Source organism: Frankia sp. CcCS3 (genome assembly GCF_977927575.1).
Genome location: NZ_CDWRCL010000016.1, coordinates 1 through 20,346 on the forward strand (window position 1 = coordinate 1; position 20,346 = coordinate 20,346).

At 69.2% G+C, this 20,346-nt stretch carries 22 protein-coding genes and 1 pseudogene; 19 read left to right on the top strand and 4 right to left on the bottom strand.

Annotation, left to right across the window (positions count from 1 at the left end; all coding sequences use genetic code 11):
- Positions 1–25 precede the first annotated feature (25 nt).
- Both AC08OQ_RS02920 and AC08OQ_RS02925 read right to left on the bottom strand, forming a co-directional pair.
- A complete protein-coding gene (locus AC08OQ_RS02920) occupies positions 26–1,102 on the bottom strand; it encodes a molybdopterin-dependent oxidoreductase (RefSeq protein ID WP_476604492.1) in 1,077 nt (358 codons plus the stop codon).
- Positions 1,103–1,283: 181 nt separating this feature from the next.
- Positions 1,284–1,793, bottom strand: coding sequence for a hypothetical protein (locus AC08OQ_RS02925; protein WP_476601580.1), 510 nt, complete (start codon positions 1,791–1,793; stop codon positions 1,284–1,286).
- A 274-nt stretch (positions 1,794–2,067) separates the two neighbouring features.
- Between AC08OQ_RS02925 and AC08OQ_RS02930 the strand changes: the two genes are divergently transcribed.
- Together AC08OQ_RS02930 and AC08OQ_RS02935 are read left to right on the top strand one after the other, a co-directional pair.
- Positions 2,068–2,790: a glycosyltransferase 87 family protein gene (locus AC08OQ_RS02930; protein WP_476601579.1), complete on the top strand. Its 723-nt coding sequence runs from the start codon at positions 2,068–2,070 to the stop codon at positions 2,788–2,790.
- A 37-nt stretch (positions 2,791–2,827) separates the two neighbouring features.
- Complete coding sequence (locus AC08OQ_RS02935) at positions 2,828–4,096, top strand: ATP-binding protein (protein WP_476604493.1); 1,269 nt, start codon at positions 2,828–2,830, stop codon at positions 4,094–4,096.
- A 3-nt stretch (positions 4,097–4,099) separates the two neighbouring features.
- On the opposite strand, the gene AC08OQ_RS02940 is transcribed toward AC08OQ_RS02935, so the two are convergent.
- Entirely contained in the window at positions 4,100–4,225 is a 126-nt protein-coding gene (locus AC08OQ_RS02940; RefSeq protein WP_462186878.1) for a hypothetical protein, read from the bottom strand.
- A 173-nt stretch (positions 4,226–4,398) separates the two neighbouring features.
- Between AC08OQ_RS02940 and AC08OQ_RS02945 the strand changes: the two genes are divergently transcribed.
- The 7 genes from AC08OQ_RS02945 to AC08OQ_RS02975 are packed head-to-tail and all read left to right on the top strand — an operon-like array spanning position 4,399 to position 10,956.
- Positions 4,399–5,610, top strand: a complete 1,212-nt coding sequence (locus AC08OQ_RS02945) for a radical SAM protein (RefSeq protein WP_476601577.1) — start codon at positions 4,399–4,401, stop codon at positions 5,608–5,610.
- Positions 5,607–6,686, top strand: coding sequence for a hypothetical protein (locus tag AC08OQ_RS02950; RefSeq protein WP_476601576.1), 1,080 nt, complete (start codon positions 5,607–5,609; stop codon positions 6,684–6,686). The genes AC08OQ_RS02945 and AC08OQ_RS02950 overlap by 4 nt, the downstream gene beginning before the upstream one ends.
- Positions 6,683–6,892 (top strand): hypothetical protein, encoded by a 210-nt coding sequence (locus tag AC08OQ_RS02955; RefSeq protein ID WP_476601575.1) that lies wholly within the window; start codon positions 6,683–6,685, stop codon positions 6,890–6,892. Before AC08OQ_RS02950 ends, AC08OQ_RS02955 begins: the two co-directional genes overlap by 4 nt.
- A complete protein-coding gene (locus AC08OQ_RS02960) occupies positions 6,877–8,205 on the top strand; it encodes a RiPP maturation radical SAM C-methyltransferase (protein ID WP_476601574.1) in 1,329 nt (442 codons plus the stop codon). Before AC08OQ_RS02955 ends, AC08OQ_RS02960 begins: the two co-directional genes overlap by 16 nt.
- Entirely contained in the window at positions 8,162–8,614 is a 453-nt protein-coding gene (locus AC08OQ_RS02965) for a hypothetical protein (RefSeq protein ID WP_476611887.1), read from the top strand. Before AC08OQ_RS02960 ends, AC08OQ_RS02965 begins: the two co-directional genes overlap by 44 nt.
- A 30-nt stretch (positions 8,615–8,644) precedes the next feature.
- Positions 8,645–9,865 (top strand): YcaO-like family protein, encoded by a 1,221-nt coding sequence (locus tag AC08OQ_RS02970; RefSeq protein WP_476604494.1) that lies wholly within the window; start codon positions 8,645–8,647, stop codon positions 9,863–9,865.
- Positions 9,866–9,885: 20 nt separating this feature from the next.
- Positions 9,886–10,956: a TfuA-like protein gene (locus AC08OQ_RS02975; protein ID WP_476599019.1), complete on the top strand. Its 1,071-nt coding sequence runs from the start codon at positions 9,886–9,888 to the stop codon at positions 10,954–10,956.
- Between the two features lie 132 nt (positions 10,957–11,088).
- On the opposite strand, the gene AC08OQ_RS02980 is transcribed toward AC08OQ_RS02975, so the two are convergent.
- A complete protein-coding gene (locus AC08OQ_RS02980) occupies positions 11,089–11,409 on the bottom strand; it encodes a hypothetical protein (RefSeq protein WP_462203021.1) in 321 nt (106 codons plus the stop codon).
- Between the two features lie 756 nt (positions 11,410–12,165).
- On the opposite strand from AC08OQ_RS02980, the gene AC08OQ_RS02985 reads away from it, so the two are divergent.
- The 10 genes and pseudogenes from AC08OQ_RS02985 (at position 12,166) to AC08OQ_RS03030 (ending at position 20,344) form a co-directional block, all read left to right on the top strand.
- Complete coding sequence (locus AC08OQ_RS02985) at positions 12,166–12,984, top strand: SAM-dependent methyltransferase (RefSeq protein WP_476599021.1); 819 nt, start codon at positions 12,166–12,168, stop codon at positions 12,982–12,984.
- Positions 12,985–13,186: 202 nt separating this feature from the next.
- Positions 13,187–15,364, top strand: a complete 2,178-nt coding sequence (locus AC08OQ_RS02990) for a putative bifunctional diguanylate cyclase/phosphodiesterase (protein WP_476599023.1) — start codon at positions 13,187–13,189, stop codon at positions 15,362–15,364.
- Positions 15,365–15,577: 213 nt separating this feature from the next.
- Positions 15,578–15,895, top strand: a complete 318-nt coding sequence (locus AC08OQ_RS02995; RefSeq protein WP_476611888.1) for a gas vesicle protein GvpO — start codon at positions 15,578–15,580, stop codon at positions 15,893–15,895.
- A gap of 66 nt (positions 15,896–15,961) precedes the next feature.
- Complete coding sequence (locus tag AC08OQ_RS03000) at positions 15,962–16,459, top strand: gas vesicle protein (protein WP_476599025.1); 498 nt, start codon at positions 15,962–15,964, stop codon at positions 16,457–16,459.
- A gap of 45 nt (positions 16,460–16,504) precedes the next feature.
- Positions 16,505–17,776 (top strand): GvpL/GvpF family gas vesicle protein, encoded by a 1,272-nt coding sequence (locus AC08OQ_RS03005; protein WP_476611889.1) that lies wholly within the window; start codon positions 16,505–16,507, stop codon positions 17,774–17,776.
- Entirely contained in the window at positions 17,769–18,035 is a 267-nt protein-coding gene (locus AC08OQ_RS03010; RefSeq protein WP_476604497.1) for a gas vesicle protein, read from the top strand. The genes AC08OQ_RS03005 and AC08OQ_RS03010 overlap by 8 nt, the downstream gene beginning before the upstream one ends.
- Positions 18,032–18,424: pseudogene (gene gvpK, locus AC08OQ_RS03015) on the top strand (gas vesicle protein GvpK). Before AC08OQ_RS03010 ends, gvpK begins: the two are co-directional and overlap by 4 nt.
- Positions 18,421–18,843 carry a gas vesicle structural protein GvpA gene (locus tag AC08OQ_RS03020; RefSeq protein WP_476599031.1) on the top strand — a complete coding sequence of 141 codons (423 nt, stop codon included), beginning with the start codon at positions 18,421–18,423 and terminating at the stop codon, positions 18,841–18,843. The pseudogene gvpK and the gene AC08OQ_RS03020 overlap by 4 nt, the downstream one beginning before the upstream one ends.
- 14 nt (positions 18,844–18,857) lie before the next feature.
- The gene (locus AC08OQ_RS03025; RefSeq protein WP_476599032.1) at positions 18,858–19,679 is read left to right on the top strand and encodes a GvpL/GvpF family gas vesicle protein; all 822 of its coding nucleotides are present in this window, start codon (positions 18,858–18,860) and stop codon (positions 19,677–19,679) included.
- Positions 19,676–20,344 (top strand): hypothetical protein, encoded by a 669-nt coding sequence (locus tag AC08OQ_RS03030; protein ID WP_476599034.1) that lies wholly within the window; start codon positions 19,676–19,678, stop codon positions 20,342–20,344. The genes AC08OQ_RS03025 and AC08OQ_RS03030 overlap by 4 nt, the downstream gene beginning before the upstream one ends.
- Positions 20,345–20,346 lie beyond the last annotated feature (2 nt).

The window sequence follows — 20,346 nt, forward strand, 5'->3', positions numbered from 1 at the left end:
GATGATCACCGGCGGGCCAGAAGAATCACAAGATCAGCGACAGATCCAGATAACCGTGGTCGAGGTCGAGGCCGGCGCCGTTCACCCCGGTCGCGAGCAGGGTCAACGAGTCGCGGGCGTGCGAGGGGCTGACGTCGCTTGCCCGGTAGCCCCCGCGGGCCTCGAGGGACTCGACCCGGACCGTCGCGTCGGCGGGGATCATGGCGGCGTCCAGCAGATCCCGCAGCCGCGGCCCGTGCCAGGTGGCGTCCGCGGCCCATCCCTCGACGCAGGTGATCGGCAGCTTCGAGCTGTACCGACGCAGCGCGTACAGCTCCTCGATGGTGTACACTATCCGGCGCGGACCGACCACCTCCAGCCGGTACCCGGGGTCACGGGCGAGGGAGGTGACCCGCGCGGCTCGCGCCGTGCGGTTCACCGGGAGCCCCTGCGGGCCGATGTCGGGCCGCCGCGGCGCGAGCAGGTCCAGCCGGGCCAGGCCCGGGACCGACTGGCCAGCGGTCGTCGCCACGATTACCCCGGCGGCGGTCCCCGTCGCGAGGCCGAGGCCGCGCCGCGTCAGACTGCCCGTCCCCGGGGCGGCGCCGGTCATGGTGGCGTCGCCGGTCATGGTGGTGGCGGCGCCGTTCAGGGGCGCGCGCTCATGGCGGCGACGGCCCACGTTCGCCTGGACGACGGTGAGCTTCGCGACGATGTGGAGGACCAGCGCGCCGATTGTGATCCAGGCGACCCAGTAATGGGTCACGGTGAAGAAGAAGTGGAACCGGTACCACTGCGCGATGTTCGCGATGCCCGTGCTGAGCTGGAAGATCGCCCCTGCGATCAACGGCACGATCGTTATCCGCTCCACCGCATGGGCGACGGAACGGATCGGGGGCCATTCCCACAACAGCGGATACACCGTCCACAGCTTCGCCAGCAGCAGTGGGACGCTCGCGAGTCCGGTGGTCACGTGCAGGCCCTGGGTCACCCGGTACAGCCAGACGGGTCGGGAAGGCCATTCCAGCCAGGACGGCGGATGCTGCATGAAATGCGACACCAGCCCGGTCAGAAAGCATGTTCCGAAGGCGATCCCGAGCCAGAGGCCGAGGAGAGCCGCCATCCGTGGATCGTGCAGCCGACTGGGGAATGCGTTTTCGCGCAGGGGGCCGCGCCGCAGGACCGGGGGTGGTTCCGGCAGCTTTTCGGTCAGCAGATGAGGCAACCGACGGGGCAACTGGCGAGGCAATTGTCGCACGAATGCACGGTAGGCCGCCGGGACCACTCGCGACCGAGTACCGGCATTACGGAACGAGGAAGGCCTGGCGCGGTGTTCCCGCGCCGGCGCTGCGCCTGCCAGTCTCGGGACCATGCCCAGAACCCGCACCGCGCCACGCCTCAGGCCCGCCTTGGCCCTGGCCGGGGCGGGTGTCGGGCTCGCGGGCCTGCTCGCGGCGCAGCGCGCCGTCCTCGCGGCGCCGGGATACCTGCCCGGTCGGGCAGGGGTGCTCTACCCCGTCATGCTCTGGTGGGCGCTCGGTGTCGCCACAGCCGCGCTGCTGGTCCACGCGGCCCCGCGCCGGTTGGCTGTCGCCATGCTGCTCGGCGGAATTGTCGCCATCCACGCCGTCGCGGCCACCACCGGCCCGCAGCTCTCCGACGACCTGTACCGCTACGCCTGGGACGGTCGGGTCCAGGCTGCCGGGATCGACCCCTACCGGTACGGCCCGCTCGCTCCGGAACTGGCCCGGCTGCGCGATCGCTGGCTGTTCCCGGATCCGGCCGGGTGCGCGGCGATCGGGCGCGGGCCGCACTGTATCCGGCTGAACTACCCGCGCGCCCACACCATCTACCCGCCGGTGGCGCAGGCGTACTTCACCGCCGTTCATGTCCTGCCGGGGCCGCCGCGCGAACACAAACTCCAGCTCTACGCCTCGCTGACGTCCCTGGCACTGGTCGGGCTGATGATGCGGATGCTGGTGGCGCGAGGCCGCGACCCGCGACCCGCGCCACGCGGCCTTCTATGCGTTCTCGCCGCTCGCCGGCCTGGAGATCGGTTCCGATGCGCACGTCGACGTCCTCGGGGCCGTGCTGGCGCTCAGCGCTCTGGCGGTCCTCACCGCCCGGTCCCATCCGCTGCGGACGGGGGTCGCCGGGGCGCTGCTCGGCGGCGCGGTGGCGGTGAAGCTGTACCCGGCGTTGCTGCTGCCCGCGGCGGCCCGGCGCCGGCCCGTCACGCTCGCCGGGGCCGCAGCGGGGGTGGTCGTGCTGTCCTACCTGCCGCACATCCTCACCGTCGGTACACAGGCGCTGGGCTTCCTCCCGCAGTACCTCGACGTCGAGGGCTACGGCGAGGGCAGCCGCTTCCTCCTGCTCGCCGGGCTGCTGCACCTGGACGGATCCGCGGCGAAGGCGGTAGCGGCCACCCTGCTGGCGGCGGTCACGGTCGCCGTGCTGCGGACCGATCCACAGCGGGTTCCCGTCGAACGGGCCGCGCTGTGGCTGGTCGGTGCCGCGTTCCTTGTCGCGACCCCGGTCCAGCCCTGGTACGGGGTGCTGCTGGCGGCGCTCGCCGTCATCGCCGGGCGGCTGGAATGGCTCGCCGTCGCCGCGGCCGCGCACCCCGTCTACGTCTCGCTGTTCACGGATCTGCCCGGCGACGCGTGGACCTTGCGGGTGTATTCTTACGCCGTCGGCGGTGGCGTCGTGCTCGCCGCGACCGGTCTGCGCCGGTGGACCGGCCGACGGCTGGCGGCCGCCGAGCGCGCTGCCGCACCCGCGGCCCCATCTGTCGTCGAACCCCGGTTATGACGACCGTCGGCGCCCGGCGCCGAGGTGCGGACGGATCTTGATCGGCGACTTGTTGGGCTCGGTCCGGACTCACGACCTCGCCAACCTCCGCGCCATCGGTGCGGACATCGCCGACGTCGAGGTGAAGAAGGCGCAGGGTGGGCTGCCGAAGTCGCTGCGCGAGACACTCTCGGGGTTTGCCAACACGCGAGGTGGCGTGATCGTCCTTGGGCTGGACGAAGCCCAGGGCTTCGTTGCGACCGGACTGCCTGATCCGGCGAGGCTGACAGCCAATCTCGGCTCGATGTGTTCCGAGGACATGGAGCCTCCGCTGCGACCGCTGATCAAGATTCATGACTTTGAAGGCGTCCAGGTTCTGGTCGCCGAGGTCCCCGAGCTAGATCCCGCTCAGAAGCCCTGCTACTCGCGCGGAGCCGGCATCACCAAGGGCAGCTATGTCAGAGTAGGCGATGATGATCGTCGGCTGTCGGCCTATGAGGTCCAGGTGATGTTGTCCTCACGTGGGCAGCCCCGTGAGGACGAGCAGGCCGTCCACGGTGTTGGTCTGGATCATCTGGATGCGGCCGGTGTCGACGTGTTGATCGCCCGGCTAAGGGTCAGCAGGCCGTATGCGTTCAAGGATCTGGACCGGTTGGCGGTGCTGCGCCGTGCCAGGGTGCTCGTGCCTGGAAACGATGGCGAAGACGTGGTCTCGCTGGCAGGGCTGCTGGCGCTCGGCAGCTATCCGCAGGAGCACTTCCCGCAACTGATGGTCACCTTCGTGCACTACCCGACCGAGACCGGCGGCCGGCCCACTGAACGGTTCCTGGACAGCGTGACGTTGGAAGGCCCGGTCCCGGTCATGGTCCGCGACACGCTGGCGGCAGTCCGCCGCAACATGTCCCGCCGGGCGGTCATCGGAGGCGTGGGCCGGCAGGACGTCTGGGAGTACCCGGAGACCGCTCTGCGCGAGGCGGTCGTCAACGCGCTGGTCCACCGTGACCTTGCCGGTGGCGCCCGCGGCACCCAGGTCCAGGTCGAGATGTACCCCGACCGTCTGGTCATTCGCAATCCCGGTGGGCTGTTCGGTCCGGTCACGGTCGACAGCCTCGGCGAAGAAGGCATCTCCTCGGCCCGCAACGCCACCCTTATCAAGATTCTCGAGGACGTCCCGATCCCCGGCGAGACCCGCACCGTCTGCGAAAACCGCGGGTCGGGCATCCGCGCCATGCTCAACTCCCTGCTCGCCGCGGGCATGAGCCCGCCGGAGCGAATGGGCGACGTGACCGTGGCCGCCAAGGCCGCGAAGCGCAGCATGGCTGGATGACGACTACCGGCCGCCCCAGGTCTCCAGCCAGCGCAACGCCACCCAGTCGCCGTCGATACGCGCCGAGGCGACCAGCCCGCAGAACAGCCGGGCCGGATGCGGCGGGCACTCCGGTTCGCTCGGCCGCAACCCAGCCGCGTCATACTGGCCATCCCGCGGCCGGAGGCCGGTCCCCGGCCAGCGCCAACGTAGCGATTCGACCGGCCAATATTGCGTAAGGCTATTGCACTTCTCCGCATCCTATGGGGACGTAATGAAGTAACAAATATGTGATCGAGAGCATCATCGCAGGTCACAGGCCTGTGGAGGGTTCGAAACGCGCAAGTTATTTCATTTCGACTCCTCAGTTTGCCGGAAAATCTCTCGCGTTCGTCTTCAAAATTGCATCTCGGTGCAACCTCGACTGCAGCTACTGCTATGTTTATAATAAAGGTGACAATACCTGGCAGGACCGCCCGGTCGTCATGCGCGACGACGTCGTCGAGGCGGCGCTTGGTCGCATCGAGGCGTGGTGCGAGGCGACCGGCCAGCGGCGAGTGCGGATAACGTTCCACGGCGGCGAACCCCTGCTCGCCGGCCGAGCACTTGTGGACCGCTGGTGCCGGCGCATCCGAGAGCGGCTGGCTGGCACGGCCCGGGTCGACTTCAACCTGCAGACCAACGCCACCCTGATCGACGACTGGGTGGAGCTCTTCGTCGAGCACCGCATCGAAATCGGCGTGTCGATCGACGGCCCCGCGGAGATTCATGACGCCGCCCGAGTGGACCGGCGCGGCGCCGGGTCGCATGAGCGCGTGGTGAGCGGAATCGACTGTCTGAGAAGACACGGCGTAGGGATGGGTGCGCTCGCAGTCGTCCAGTTCGGAGCCGACAGTGTTTCGATCCACCGGCACATCACTTCGCTGGGTTTCCGCACCATGAACTACCTCCTCCCCGACTTCACCCATGACACTGTGGCCGAGGTGCGCCGGGCCCACGGCCCGACACCGTGTGCAGACTACCTACTACCGGTCTTCGACGAGTGGTGGGTCAACGACCCGGTGTCGACCAGAATCCCACTTTTCGTGGCCGTTTCGCGACTTGTGCTCGGTGGTCGCTCCAACATCGACATGGTCGGGAACGAACCGTTCGGATTCGTGTTCATCGAACCCGACGGCGCCGTCGAGGATCTCGACGCCCTCAGGGTCTGTCGGCACGGCATGGCTGGGACGGGCCTCAACGTGTTCGCCAACGACGTGTCCGACGTGGGCGCGCTCTCATCGCTGCACCGTGCGGCGATGTTCGACGGACTACCGGTGCCGACGGGTTGCCAGACCTGCCCGGAGGCGACCACGTGTTCCGGCGGCTACCTGCCTCATCGCTGGTCATCGAACGCGGCGTTCGACAACCCGAGCGTGTGGTGCGCTGACCTGCTCGCGCTGTTTGCTCACGTCCGTAAGCGCCTCGACGTCGACATCGAGGAGACCGCCCTGCGCCGCCAGGCTCTCGCCGAGATGACCCGAGTGGTCGTATGAGCCTGGACGACGTCGGCGAGGCCTTGACCTGGCTCGACGGGACCACGCTCATCGACACGCTCGACAGCGCCGTCGTCGACAGAACAGCGGAGGCCTTGCGGCGTCGGTCCGGCGCTGGTGCCGTCACCGCGATCACGCAGCTCGACGAGCATCGGCAGCGGCGCGTGCTGCGCGCGCCGGAAGTCACCCGGCGCTTGCTGTTCGCCACGACTGGACCCGACGACGTCGAAGCTTTTCTCGCCGCGGCGATCGGGGTCGAGATGACGCTCGCCGGCAAGGGACCGCCCCCGACGAAACCTTCCTGGTCGGCACTGGGAGATGTCTGCGTGCGCCCGGACGGCACCACCGACGGGTGGCCGCAGCTGCCCGGCGACCGCACCATGGCGCTGGACTTCGGCAGCCCGAGAGGTCGCGGCATTGACCTGAGCGGACGATTCGAGCGTACGAACGCCTCCCGGCCGTCGTTCACCGTCGACCAGGTGAACACGATCCATCGACGCCTCGTCGAGACCATGTCCTCGCTTGCTGGGCTGTCGAGCGCCGTCGAGCCCTTCGTGCAGCGTGCCACCTGCGTCCTGGTGCTGCAGATCGATCCTGACGGCGCTGACCACGTCGCCTCGGGCACGAACGGCAACTACATCGGCCGGTCGTTCGTGACCAACCCGCACCACCCTGAGGCCTCGCTGGACTGTCTCGCCGAGGGCGTCGTCCATGAAGCCATCCACGGCCTGCTATACCGAGAGCGCCTGCAACGCCCGTGGGTGGGCGGCGACGCCGCTGTCGAGGTGCCGTGCGTCCGGTCGCCCTGGACCGGGCGCCTACTTCCCGTTCGACCGTTCCTGGAGGCAGTCCACGTGTGGTTCGGTCTCGCGCACCTGTGGGCGCTCGGGAGCAGAACGGCGGGTTTCGAGCCCCGCGCCGTCCGGGCCCGCCTCGTTCGCAGTGTCCGGGGTTTCGCCCAGGGCTCGGTAGCGGACCTGGTCCGGCCGTGGTGGCCGGACATCAGGCGCGAGGTCGTCGAACGGATCGACGGGCTTCAGGCACACGTCGTCGATGCGCTGCCGGACGTCTCGTGAAGAGCATCAGCGTCGTCGCGATGCCATGGGCGTCTCCGGAGACGCCGAGTATCCAGATTGGCATCCTGACCGCCGTCGCCGAACGCGCCGGGCTGCCCGTCAACGCCTACAGCCTCCAGCTCGAAGCGGCGGGCTACTTCGCCGGCAACGGCATCGCCCCGACGCTGTACGACGCCGTCGTGCGGTGCTGGTGGAGAGTCGGCTAGGTGAGTGGATCTTCAAGGATCCCGGGCGGCCGGTACAGGAGTGGAGCGACTACGTCGACTACCTGCGGCGGGAACAGGTGCCGGACGCGGTCGTCGATGCTGCATTGGGCATGAGGGAACTTACTGACGCGTTCCTGTCTGCGTCGGCCGACGAGATCCTCGCAACCGAGCCGGCGGTGGTCGGTTTCACTACGACGTTCTCGCAGACGGTGCCTTCGTTGGCACTTGCCCGCCGGTTGAAGTCGAAAGATCGCGACCTCGTCGTCGTGTTCGGCGGCGCCAACTGCGACGCCGAGCTGGGGACCGCGTTGCACCGGCTCTACGACGAGGTCGACTACGTCGTCCAAGGCGACGCCGAGCGTACCTTCGGGCCGCTGTGCACCGAACTGTTGGCCGGACGCCAGCCTGGGAGCGGTCCCGGCCTGCTCGCCCGTGGGAGCGGTGACGAGGGCTCACGCGTTCACCGCTTCGCCATGTCGGAAGCACTGACCCCGGTGTACGACGAGTACTTCGAGCGGCTTGCCCGGTCGCCGCTACGCGAGTCGTTGTCGTCCCGGACGCGTCTGGTCGTCGAGACCTCCCGAGGGTGCTGGTGGGGGGAGCGTCACCACTGCACGTTCTGCGGGCTGAACGGGTCGAGCATGACCTTCCGGGCCAAAGCCCCGGACCAGGTCGTGGACGAAATCGAGTTTCTCGCCCGCCGCCACCGCAGGGTGGAGTTCGACGTCGTCGACAACATCCTGGATCCCAAGTTCTTCGACAGCGTGTTGCCTGAGCTCGCCAAACGGCGCAAGGCCGGCCACGACTACCGCTTCTTTTACGAGATCAAGTCGAACCTCGTGCCCGACCAGGTCCGACAGCTTCGCGACGCGGGAGTCCACCGGATACAGCCCGGCATCGAGACGTTGAGCACACCCCTGCTGCGTAGTATCGACAAGGGTGTCGCCGTGTGGCAAAATATACGCCTCCTGCTCTTTGCGGCGCGCTACGAGCTGCTTCCGACCTGGAATATCATTTACGGGCTGCCGGGCGAGACCGACGAAGACTACGTGGCGATGGCAGACCTGGTGAAGTCACTTGTCCACCTCAAGCCGCCCGGGCTGGTCCGGCTTCAGGTCCAGCGGTTCAGCCCTTACTTCGACAAACCCGCGTCCCACGGCTTGCGGCTGCTCGGTCCCGCCGCCTACTACCGCCGCCTACTACCGCCACCTGCACTCCGTGCCGGCGGACGAGCTCGCCGGCCTGGCGTATGCGTTCGAGTACGAGCACGTGGACGGGCACGACCCCGAACAAGCGGTCGCCCCGTTGCGTGACGCGGTCGACGCCTGGGACCGCTGCTGGACGCCCGGGCGCCACCGGTCGCTTCGATACGAGAGAGGGCCGGGGTTCCTGCGTATCCGCGACCGTCGCCCCTTGCTCCCGAGCCGCGACATCTTCCTCGACGACGTCGAGGCGGAGCTCTACCTCGCCTGCCTCGACGGCGCCACCCCGTCGAGCGCGGCGGGTCGCCTGCTTCGTGACCGCGACCTTGACCTCGATCCCGACGAAGTGCGAGCCTTTTTGACCGAGATGACCGATGCTCGCCTCGTGTTCCGGGATGGCGACCGGTTCTTGGCACTGGCCTTGCCACTGACACCCGACGCCGACCCGCCGGCCCGCTCCGCCGCGGCGCGCACGAGACCTCGCCTGCGCCTGGCGACCTCGGACCGAGATGGCAACTGACGTCGTGCATCTGGTGGCCGGAGGATCGCGATGACAGCAAAGACCTTCACCCTCGGGACCCACCGCGCGGTGGCGCCGGAAGAAACCGTCCGGCGGCTGCGCGGCCAGCTCGACATCTTCGGGATCACGAGAGTAGCGGACGTCACTGGACTGGACCGGATCGGCATACCGGTGGTGACTGCCTGCCGCCCGGCCGCTTACTCGCTGGCCGTCTCGATGGGCAAGGGCGTCACGCTTGCCGCCGCCAAAGCCTCGGCAATCATGGAATCCGTCGAGCTGTGGCACGCCGAACGGGCGAGTGTGCCGACCGTGTGGGGACCCGCCTGCGACCTTGCGCCGCGCCACCAGATAGCCGATTGGTCTGGCCTGGCTCGGGCAACCGGAGCGAATTTTGCGACCACGACACCGACGACGTGGGTGGCGGCCGCCTCGCTCGTCGACGGCACTGCGGCGCTTGTCCCGTTCGAGGTAGTGCACACCGACGGTCGAGTTCAGGAACCGCCAGGTAGCGGCTGGTTCAGCTGTACCTCGAACGGTCTGTCGTCGGGCAACAACGGCTTCGAAGCCAAGCTCCACGCACTCTGCGAGCTGATCGAACGCGATGCGATCACCATGTGGCGGCTTACCGGCGACGTCACCACGACCACCATCGATCTTGGCAGCGTCACCGACCCGGTCGGCAGGTCACTGCTTGAGCGCTTCGACGAGGCTGGGATCGCTGTGATGCTCCACGACGCGACGAGCGATGTCGGCGTCGCCACTGTGGAGTGCACAGTCTTCGAGCCAGACGCCGACGACCAGGTTCTCACGGTCTACGCCACGAGTGGCATGGGATGCCATCCCAGTCGAGACATCGCGCTGTGCCGTGCCGTCACCGAAGCGGCGCAGAGCCGTCTCACGCTCATCAGCGGTGCACGCGATGACATGTTCCGCGCCCGCTACCGCCCGAGCTCCGCTGCCGCCGAGCAGGCGCGACTGCTGCGAGAGCGATGGCGGGCGTCGTTGCGCGGCGGCCGCGACGTCAGCGACCTCCCCGACCTCTCGACGAGCACGCTCGAGCGCGACCTGGAAGCCGTGGTGAGTGCGCTCGTCACCCGAGGCTTCGACCCTTGGTGGGTTGACCTCAGCCGGCCGGACACCGGCGTTGCGGTCGGCCGCGCGGTTGTTCCAGGTCTCGAGCCGCCCAGTGACGTGTCGGGGTACAGGCCGGGTGCTCGCGCTCGCGCCGCTGTCGAGGGCGTCGTCGGTTGACCGGGCCAGTGACTGGGCCATTGCCAGTCGTCTTCCTCGGCCCGACACTCGGCATCGACGACGCTCGCGCCGTTCTGGACGCCGAGTTCCTGCCGCCTGTTCAGCTCGGGGACGTGTGGCGGATCAGCCAGGAGAGACCGCCCACGATCGGGATCATCGACGGCTACTTCCACCAAGTGCCGGCAGCGTGGCACAAGGAGATCCTGTACGCTCTAGGGCTCGGGATCCGGGTCTACGGGTCGTCGAGCATGGGGGCGCTACGCGGCGCCGAGCTGGCGCCCTTCGGCATGGTCGCCGTCGGTGACATCGCTGCGGGATATTGCTCCGGTGAGCTGACCTCGGACGACGAGGTGGCCCTTGTGCATGCAACGAGCAAGCACGGCTTTCGGCCGCTTTCGGAGCCCCTGGTGAACGTGCGAGCGACCGTAGCTGCCGCGACGGCGCAGGGCGTGGTCTCTCGCATGACCGGAGAGCTCGTCGTTCAGACCGCACGTTCGTTGTTTTATGCTGACCGCCGGTGGGAGCACCTGCTGAACCTGGTGCCGTGCCCCCCCGAACAGCTCGAGGCGTTGCGCGCGTGGCTGCCGCAAGGCCGAGTCGATCAGAAGCGGGCCGACGCAGTGGCCATGCTCGAACGGATGCGCGACGACCTCATGCCGTCGAGTAGCGAAACGACCTCGCCCGCTGCGACTGAATTTACCCCCACCGTGCTCTGGAACGAAGTCGTGCGGCAGGAGACGCCCATCGCCAGCATCCTTGACGAGTTCCTCTTGGCCGTTCCGTTGGCACACACTGTGGCTGAGGGTATTGCGCGCGCGTCGTCCGGCGAATGGGTCGACTGGGTAGCGCTCCTTTCGGCTGAACCCGACTGGCCCGAGTGCTGCCGCCGAGCAAGGCGGAAACGGCAGGTGTGGACTCAGTCCACCGACGATGATCAGAGCAACGCCGACAAGCTCCTTGCCTGGTTCTTCGGCGAGCGTCTGGGGTGGCCAGACGACCTCGGCGCCTTTCTCCGCGAGCGTGCTTGGACGGACGTCAACCGCGTCACCGAGGTCGCCGCCCGCGAAGCCGCTTTCCTCGCCGCCCGGTAGTCACGCCCGAAAATCGCCTCTGCCACTTTGTGCAACCAGAAACCTTACAGATCCGTGCAAGATCCGACTTCCTCCACCGAGCCGTTCGTACTCGGCGGCGATCCGGGTGAAGTGTTGCTGTGTCAAGGCGGCTCAGGAAAGCGCGTTACCCTTCGCCGAGGCAGGGACCATCCATCCGAGGCTTTCGGCCCGGCGGCGGGCGCGTTCGGGTTCGTCGGCCACCAGTGGGCCCGCCGGGCCGTCGACGTAGAAACTCCGCGGACGGTCGAGGAGGGAGAAGCCGAGACGGTGCAGGCACTTTGCCGCACCGGCCGCGGCCGAACCCGCGGGACGGGGGTGACGGACCTTCGTGTCAAACGTGGCCGCTCCGGTGAGCGGTATCCCCTCGGGCGACCCACTCGGTTGCCTGGGTAGTGCCTCGAGCCACTCCCGGATCCCGATTCCCGGCGACACGACGTTGCCCTCGGTCCGCCTGGTGGCGTCGTGCCGGGGTCTCGGGCCGACTCATCTCGAACGCATGGGTGGGCCCGCCGACGATGAGGAGCCTGACATCGTCGTTCAGGGCCGGGTCCGCGGTGCCGACCTCCACGAGTCCGACGTCCAACCACGTCGACAGGCCGATCGCGACGGCGTCCGCGATCACCCTGGTGTTGCCGAACATCGATTCATACACGACGAGGGCGCGCATCTCGTCCCACTCCTCACCCGGAACCTCGTACCGGAGCCTCGTGTGGTCCCGGCCGAGGGCGACGCCCGAATACCCGTGCTGTCCCGGCCGCCGTCGGTCTGTCGGCTGCCGCCGCGAGCTCCGGTCCTCCCGGTTCTTTCGGTTCTTCCGGTTCTTCCGGCCGTAGGGGTCTCCTCGGCCGTCGCGGGCGTCGACCCTCGATCCAGGTTCCAGACCAGTGTCATCCGTGGACGGCCACGCAGAGCAGGGTCGGACGGTCTGGTCAAACCGGACATTCGGCACGGTCGGCGGCTTCCCCATGGGCCGCCGCCGGAGGTCGGTCCGCGCCGCTGGGAGGCCCGGGCGGGAGGTAGGGCGGGCGTGCGATGAAACGAGCGAACGGGGTGCGAACGCGGTGTGAACGCGGTGTGGAGGTACTGGTCTCCGTAGCGACACCGGCCGGTGTGGTGACGAAGGTAGCGATGGTAGACAATCTCCTCACCATACGTCGTCTAGTGGGTCGCGCAGGAGAATGGATGATCATGGAGGAGTTGCCCGAGTGGGCCGCGGGGATCGATGTCAATCGCCCGAGCGCTGCGCGGATGTACGACTACGCGCTCGGCGGATCGCACAATTTCGCGGTGGACCGGGAGGCGACGCGCGCCGCCCTCGAGATCCTCCCGGATGCCCTGCTGATCGCCAGATCGAACCGGTTGTTCCTGCACCGGGCGGTGCGCTTCCTCGCTGCCGAGGCCGGGATCACACAGTTCCTGGATCTCGGCTCCGGGGTGCCGACGGTCGGTAACGTACATGAGATCGCCGAAGGGGTGAATCCGGAGGCCCGGGTCGTCTATGTCGACATCGACCCGGTCGCCGTCATCCACTCCCGGATGCTGCTCGCCGACAATCCGCGGGCCACGGTGCTGCAGGCGGATGTTCGGCAGCCCGCGTCGATCCTCGGCTCCAGCGCGGTGGCCGAGCTGCTCGATCTTTCTCAACCGATCGCCGTGCTCATGGTGACGGTTCTGCATTTCGTCCCCGACAGCGATGACCCGGCTGGCATCATCGATTCCTTCCGGGAGGCGATGGCGCCGGGCAGTTACCTGGCCATCTCGCATGTGATCGCGGACGAGCGGGCCGTAGAGATCAACCAGGCCAGCAAGGTCTACGACGAGACCCCCACCGGGGTGACCCCGCGTTCCCGTGCGGAGATCGCCGGTCTGCTCCGCGGATACGACCTCGTTGACCCGGGCCTGGTCTACCTGCCGGCCTGGCGCCCGGACGCGGCGGGCATGGGCGCCGATCCCCTCGCGGGCAACCCGGTGCGTTCCACGGTACTTGCCGCGGTCGGGCGCCGGTAGCTCGCCGTTCTTTGGCTGTTCTTGGCTGTTCTTGGCCTTTTATGGTTTTTCCTGGCTATCTCTTACTTTTCTTAACTTGTATTAGTTTTTCTTCGGCTTCCGGCGCTTTTCCGGCCAGCGGCCGAGGTTTTGTCACAGGGCGGGTCAGGCCCAAGGTTCGTCATGGTCCGGTAAGAAATGCGTGCGATGAGGAGTGCGTGCGGTGAGGTCCCTGCCCCAGACGGCCCGCCAGCAGGGCGTCGCGCGCTTCGCCCAGGCTTGGGCCCGAGAGATCCTCGGCGCCAGCTACCCGGCGATCGGCCTGATCGACGTCGAGCAGCGGTTACGGGCGTTGAGCGACCGGCTCGTCGACGCCCTGCTCGCCGAACCGTTCACGGCCGACCCTGCGGCCGCGGTCGGGGCTGCCGTCGTCGAGTACACCTTCGGCGCCGCGGACGCGTTGGCCGGAACCATCGAGATCTGTGGCACCAGACTGCTCACCGACCTACGACTCGGGACGGCCGACGGGTACGGCGCCCGGCTGGCGGCGTTGCAGGGCGGCCTGGCCCAGGGATACGCCCATGCGCTGCGGGAGCGGATCCTCGCCGGGCAGGACTCGATCCATCGCGCGGCCCTGCACGCGAGCGATGCCCGCTTCCGGCTGATCTTCACCGGCTCCGCGATCGGAATCCTGATCAATGACGGAGACGGACGGATCATCGACGCCAACGACGCTTTTCTGCGGATGCTCGGAGTCGACCCGGGTCAGGTGCGGGGCAGGTCAATCGACGAGTTCGCGCATCCCGAGGACGCGGGGGAGTTCCGGGAGGCCTATGCCGCCCAGCGGACCGCCGGACCGGAGCACATCCGGATGGAGCGGCGGTTCACCGGGATCGGCGGGTCGGTGGTGTGGGCCGAGCTGACCACGTCGTGTCTGCGCGACGACGACGGGCGGTGTCGTGCGCAGCTCTCCATGATCGTGGATGTGACCGACCGGCATCTGTTGCAGAGCCAGCTGCGCCGCCAGGCGCGGCACGACCCACTCACCGGCCTGCCGAACCGGACGGTACTCATCGAACGGGTCCACGAACTGATGGCCACGGGACCGGAACGTCGCATCGGGCTGTGCTTCATCGATCTCGACGGATTCAAGATGGTGAACGACAGCCTCGGCCACGACGTCGGCGACCGGTTGCTCGTCGCCGTCACGGACCGGCTGCGTCGGGTGCTGTCCCCGGAGCAGCTCCTGGTCAGGATGGGTGGTGACGAGTTTGTGATCCTCGTCGCCGACACAGCCGGCACGGCGGACGCCGTCGCCGTCGCCGAGACCGTGCTGGCGGCGCTGGCGAGCCCGCTGCGGGTGGGTGACCACGCGCTGTCCATCAGAGCGAGCATCGGCATCGTCGAACGGCCCGTCGCCGACGGGGACTACGCCGATCTGCTGCGGGCCGCCGACATCATGCTCTACCGGGCGAAGGCGGAGGGGAAGGGCCGCTGGGCCCTGTTCGACGCGGAGCGAGGCGTCCGGCAGGTGACCCGGCACACTCTGTCGACCATGCTGCCCCGCGCCCTCGAACAGGACCAGTTCGTCGTCGAGTACCAGCCGATCATCGCTCTCGGCGACGGTGCGGGTGCCAGGATGGCCGCCGGGGCGATGGTCGGGGTGGAGGCGCTGGTCCGCTGGCGGCATCCCGGCCTCGGTCTGCTGCCCCCGGATCTGTTTATCGGGATGGCGGAGGAGACCGGGCAGATCGTGCCCCTCGGCCGGCGAGTGCTGGAGCTTGCCTGCCGGCAGGCGCGGCAGTGGCAGGAGTGTCATCCGCACGCCCCGTTCGTCAGCGTCAACCTGGCCGCCCGGCAGACCCGCGAGGCCGGCCTGGTGGAACAGGTCCGACGCATTCTCGACGAGACCGGGCTTTCCCCGGACCTGCTCCAGTTGGAACTTACCGAGAGCGCCTTCATGGGCACGGCCGACGAGCCGCTGCGGGTCCTGCGCGGGCTCGCCGAGATGGGCGTGCGGATCGCTATCGACGACTTCGGCACCGGTTATTCCAACCTCGCCTACCTGCGTCGGCTGCCGGTGCACACGCTCAAGCTCGCCGGACCGTTCATCGAGGGCTTCCGCTCGGCGCGGGACGCCGACCCGGGGAATGAGGAGATCGTGCAGACGCTGGTCACGTTGGCTCACACCCTGCGCCTGACGGTGACCGCCGAGGGCGTCGAGACCCTGATGCAGGCCGAGCGGTTGCGCGCGGCCGCCTGCGACAGTGCGCAGGGCTTTCTCTTCGCGCCGCCGCTGACGGCCGAGGAGATTACCCAGAGGATCCTCACCCGGTCCGCTGGCTCGGACCGATCATCTTCGAGCCCCACGCGGGCAGTGCGGGCGGCATGGGCGCGCTGATCCCGTAGGACGCGCTGACCTCTCCACCTCCAGTGGATCTTCGGCGTGGGTGGCCTTGGCTCCTCCGGGCGGGGGCTCCTCCGGGGTGGTGCGGCGGTCGGTGATCTGCGGTCGACACCCGTCGTACGCTGGGAGTTTGGAGCCGGTAGTCCCGGGAATGGGCCGCGTGTCGATGTCTTCGATGCCTCGGTCCTCCTTGTCCCGGAGGCGGGGGTGGACGGGGGCCGCGCACCGGCCATGAGCCCAGACGAGGACAGGACCGCCCGTCGCCGGGTGGGCCGCGGGGGACTGGCGGCGGTGCTGCCCGGCGTGCTGGACGAGTTCGGGACGCTGCTGGGGCATAGTCCGGAGCGGGTCTCCGGTGTGCGGCGGACCGACGACGGCTGGTCGGTGCTGGCCGACGTCGTCGAGTTGGAGCGCATCCCGTCCACCACGAGCGTGCTCGCCACCTACCGGCTGGACGTCGACAGGGAGGGGAACCTCGTCGGTTACGAGCGGCTGCGGAGGTTCGTCCGTGGCGCCACCGACTGACCGCCACCGACTGACGAGGTTGCCGCGTGAGGTCGCCCATCGCGACAGCAGGAACCGGGCAGGGCCATGACCGTCGACCGCAGCCTCTTCGCCGGGCCGCCTCGTGCCCGGCCCTGGGGTGGTTCGCGTCCGGACTCGCTGGCCGACGTGTTGGAAAGGGTCCTCGACAAGGGGGTTGTGATCGTCGGAGACGTGGTCGTCAGCGTCCTGGACGTCGAGCTGCTCACCCTGAAGCTGCGGCTGTTCATCGCCTCGGCGGACACGGCGCGGGAGATGGGCCTGGACTGGTGGACCGCGGACCCCTTCTTCAACTCCCGGGCGCGATCTTTGGAGGAGGAGAACAGGAGGTTGCGGTCGCGGCTGGCCGAGGTCGAGCCCGCCGACGGGCGGTGGCCCGGGCGGACCGAAGACCACCCTGAGCGGATCGCCGACCGTCCCGCGCAGATCGCGAATCGTGCCGGGGAGGGTGTGGACGAGCCGACGGACCGGGATCCGGCGGACGCGGTCGAGCGGCTCTTCGACGGGGCCGGCCGGCCTGGCTGGCGCAGGGGGGATCGGCCTTGACGGGGTATCGGCCGCCGAGGAACGGGACACGAGGGAGTAGCGGCCATGAGCACGACGGCCGGGGCTGAGGATCTCACGGCCCTCGCCCGGCGACTCGCGCCTGAGATCGTCGAGGAGGCCGTCCGAGAGGCCCGCGAACTCGCCCGACATCAGATCGTCGAGTGCCTCGCCCGTGAGATCACCCGGGTGGTGATGGAGGGCATCCGGCCGGTCGTGACCCCGCCCCGGGACCTTCCTCCCGTTCCGGTCTCGCAGTCGGGGTCGGTCTCGCGGTCGGAGTCGGTCTCGCGGTCGGAGTCCGTTCCGGAGTCGGTTCCGGAGTCGACCGTCGAAACTGTGGGCGCGGTCGGGCCCGGCGTCCGGCCGTCCTCGCGCGCGTCCCGGACCGACCGCGGTCTTTACGCATACGGCATCATCCCCGCGGCGAGCGACACCGCCGGAATCGAGGGGCTGGGCGCCGGCACCGAGGTGGACGCGATCGCCTGCGGGCCGTTGTCACTCGCCGTCTCGGAGGTCGAGTTGAGCCTGCTGCGTGACCTCGAGGAGGACGTCTCCGACACCGGTCGCCTCGCCGTGCTGGCCCGCCGGCACGATCAGGTGCTGTGGGAGCTGCTGGAACGCGGCGGTGTGCTGCCGCTGCGGTTCGGCACGGTGCTCGCCGACCCGGAGCAGGCCCGGGCCATCCTCGACGACCAGGTACGGGACCTGCTCCGGATGCTGGACGCCGTCCGGGACGCCCGTGAGTGGGGATTCCGGGTGGATTCGCCTGTCCACCACCCGGCGGAGACCGTGCCCACGGTGGGTGTGGGTGGGCGGGCCGGCTCGGCAACCGGCTCGGGAACGGCCTATCTTGCCGAGCGGCGCCGGGAGCTGCAGGCGGAGCGGGACCGGCGTGACGAGATCGCGGCGATGGTCGATCGGGCGGATCGGGAGCTGGCCGCGCACACGCGGGATGACGCCCGTCGGCACACCGGTCGGCCGGGGCGGATGTTCGACTGCGCGTACCTCGTGCCGCGTTCGGAGGAGGAGGCTTTCCTCACCACGGCGACCGTGCTGACGCGGGAGCTGGACGCGGCGGGGTGCCCCGCCGAGGTGACGGGTCCCTGGCCACCCTACTCGTTTGTCCATATCACGCTGGGTGGTGACCAGCGCCTGGGTGGCACCTTCGACGGTCACGAGGACTCGCCCGGCGGTGGAGCGCCGGTGGTTGACCGGGTGCGCACCACTGACCGGGTGCGCACCGCCGATCGGGTCCAGGGTCCTGCCGGAGGACGGAATGGTGCTATCGGAGGACGGCATGGTGGCGGCGATGACTGAACTCGGCGAGGTGCCGGTTCCCCGGGGGGCCGTGCCGGGACGGGGCGCTGTGCGGGGGCAGGGTGCTTCGGTGGGCCGGGGGGCCGGCACCGCCCAACCGATCGCCGATCTCCTCGACCGGCTGGTGGACCGCGGCGTGGTGATCAGTGGGGATGTCGTGGTCGCGCTGGCCGGCGTCGACCTGCTCCGGCTCGATCTGCGCGCCCTGCTGATCGGTGTGCAGACAGCCGTGGAGGGCGGCCGGGAGACGAGATGGTGAGTACTACCAGGAACCCCCGGCGGACGCTGCGATTGGACGCGGATCCCCAGGACGTCGGTCGCGGTCTCGCGCATCTCGTCGTCGTCGTCCTCGAGTTGCTGCGGGAGCTCCTGGAACGGTAGGCGATCCGCCGGATGGACGGTGGCGACCTCACCGCCGAGCAGATCGACGAGCTGGGGTGCGCGCTGATCGAGATCCGTGCCAGCCTGGAGAAGGTGCGCATGTCGCTGGGCGTGAGCCCCGAGGAGACCGAGCAGGCACTACGGCGGGCCCGTCACCTCGTCGATCCCGGGCCGGGGATCGACCCGACCGCCCCCGACGCGTCGAGGGCCCGCTCCGCCTCCTCCGCGTACGAAGAACGATGGAAGAAGGCGAGGACAGCGCCATGAGCGTCTCCAGTCAGTCCATGAACCGGGCTCCGAAGCCCAGCAGCCTGGCCGATGTCCTCGACGTCGTGCTCGACAAGGGCATCGTCATCGACGCCTACGTGCGGGTCGCGCTGGTCGGAATCGAGATCCTCACGGTCGACGCCCGGGTCGTCATCGCGAGCGTGGACACTTACCTCCGGTTCGCCGAGGCGGTGAACCGGCTGGACATCGCGCCCAAGGAGCAGGTCTCGGGCCTGCCCGGACTCATGCATGAGGTCACCGACGGCACCGCGAGGCAGAAGTCGAAGGGGGCGCTCGAGGGATTGAAGGACACCGCCGAGGAGGTGGTGGGCTCGCTGCGTGGCGGATCGTCCGAGGAGCACGCCCGGCGGGATCTGCCGGCCGGGCGCAGTGCGCCGGGCGACCGCCGCAGCGGCTGAGAGGGATGATCGCCATGTCCGTCATCATCTATGGCATCACGCGGTCCGGGCATCCGGCGCCGACGCCACCGCCGCCCGGCATCGGACACCCCCCGGGGCAGGTGCACCTGGTGCGGTTCGGGCCGTTGGCGGCGGCGGTCAGCGTCACCGCGGATGTCGGGATTCTGGGCGAGTCCGAGGCTGTGCGTCATCTGGACATCCTGCAGCGACTTCTCGCCGGAGGCCCCGTGCTGCCGCTGCGGTTCGGGACCGTCGCCCCCGACGAGGCGGCCGTGTGCCGTGAGGTCCTCGCCCCGCTCGCCGACGAGATGCCCGATCGGCTCGATGCGCTCGAAGGGCTGGTGGAGCTGTATCTCGACGTGGAGGAGGACGAGCGGTCCGCCCTCACCGAGGTACTGCCGGGCAGCCCGTTCGTCGGGGTCACGCCGCCCGCGGATCTCGACGCGCGGATCAGGCTGGGTCAGCAGGTGGCCGACCTGGTCATCGCCCGCCGGCAGCGTCAGGCCGATGCGATCCTCGACCTGCTGCGTCCGCTGGCGCTATCCGACCGGCCACGGCGCCCGCACGGCGGCGCGGAGGACCCGGTGCTCAGCTGGGCGTTTCTGCTGCGCGACGCCGCCGTGGACGCGTTCGACGCCGCCGTCGCCGATCTCCGTCGCACCTGTCCGTACTTCACGATCGAATACGTCGGCCCACTTCCCGCCATCGACTTCGCCGAGGGCCCCACGGGTCCGCCCGGAGCCGGTGACACGGCGGACGCCGACGCCTTCGGGGGGACCGGCAGATGGGGTTGGAGCTCGGACTCCGACATCTGGGAAGAGAATGATCAACTATGAGCAGTGCGAAGATCGCTGCGGCGCTCGTCGGCGGCTATGTCCTCGGCCGGACCAAGAAAGCCAAGATGGCGATCGGAGTCGGGCTCTGGCTGACCGGGCGCAACTATCACGCCAAGGACATCGTCCGTGATCAGACAGTGAAACTGCTGCATTCCGCGGAGGCGGAGGAGCTGCTCGCCCAGGTCCGCGGACCTGTGCTGGAGGCCGGTCGGCGCGCGGCACTGTCGGTGTACGAGGCCCGGGCGGGTCGGCTCACCGAGAACCTCCACCAGCGTACGGGTCGGCTCACCGAGGGCCTGGCCGAGGCGGGTGACGTCGCCAAGGCGGCGACGGGAGCGGTCACCGAGGGGGTGACCGGGGCCGTCAAAGGGGTGACCGGGGCCGTGCCGGAGGCCGCCGCACCCGGCCGGGGCGAAGGAGAGGGCGAGAAGCTGGCGCCCGCCGCGGCGGAATCCGAGGAGGGCACCTCGGGCGGGCAGACCGAGCAGCGTGGGCAGGCGGAGCAGACCGAGCAGGGCGAGCGGTCGGAGCAACGGGCGGCCGGTGAGGGAGCGGCGCCCGAGGCTGTGGCGCAGTCCGGTGCGCAGCGCCGTTCTTCGCCCGGACGTTCGGCGGGGCCGCGCCGCGCCGCGCGTGGCCGGCAGAACGTCACCTCCGAGCGGTGACA

Coding starts and splice junctions, on each gene's coding strand:
- AC08OQ_RS03025 (WP_476599032.1), top strand. CDS start 18,858: ATGTCCGTCATCATCTATGGCATCACGCGGTCCGGGCATCCGGCGCCG.
- AC08OQ_RS02950 (WP_476601576.1), top strand. CDS start 5,607: ATGAGCCTGGACGACGTCGGCGAGGCCTTGACCTGGCTCGACGGGACC.
- AC08OQ_RS03005 (WP_476611889.1), top strand. CDS start 16,505: ATGAGCACGACGGCCGGGGCTGAGGATCTCACGGCCCTCGCCCGGCGA.
- AC08OQ_RS03030 (WP_476599034.1), top strand. CDS start 19,676: ATGAGCAGTGCGAAGATCGCTGCGGCGCTCGTCGGCGGCTATGTCCTC.
- AC08OQ_RS03000 (WP_476599025.1), top strand. CDS start 15,962: ATGACCGTCGACCGCAGCCTCTTCGCCGGGCCGCCTCGTGCCCGGCCC.
- AC08OQ_RS03010 (WP_476604497.1), top strand. CDS start 17,769: ATGACTGAACTCGGCGAGGTGCCGGTTCCCCGGGGGGCCGTGCCGGGA.
- AC08OQ_RS03020 (WP_476599031.1), top strand. CDS start 18,421: ATGAGCGTCTCCAGTCAGTCCATGAACCGGGCTCCGAAGCCCAGCAGC.
- AC08OQ_RS02970 (WP_476604494.1), top strand. CDS start 8,645: ATGACAGCAAAGACCTTCACCCTCGGGACCCACCGCGCGGTGGCGCCG.
- AC08OQ_RS02985 (WP_476599021.1), top strand. CDS start 12,166: ATGGAGGAGTTGCCCGAGTGGGCCGCGGGGATCGATGTCAATCGCCCG.
- AC08OQ_RS02920 (WP_476604492.1), bottom strand. CDS start 1,102: ATGGCGGCTCTCCTCGGCCTCTGGCTCGGGATCGCCTTCGGAACATGC.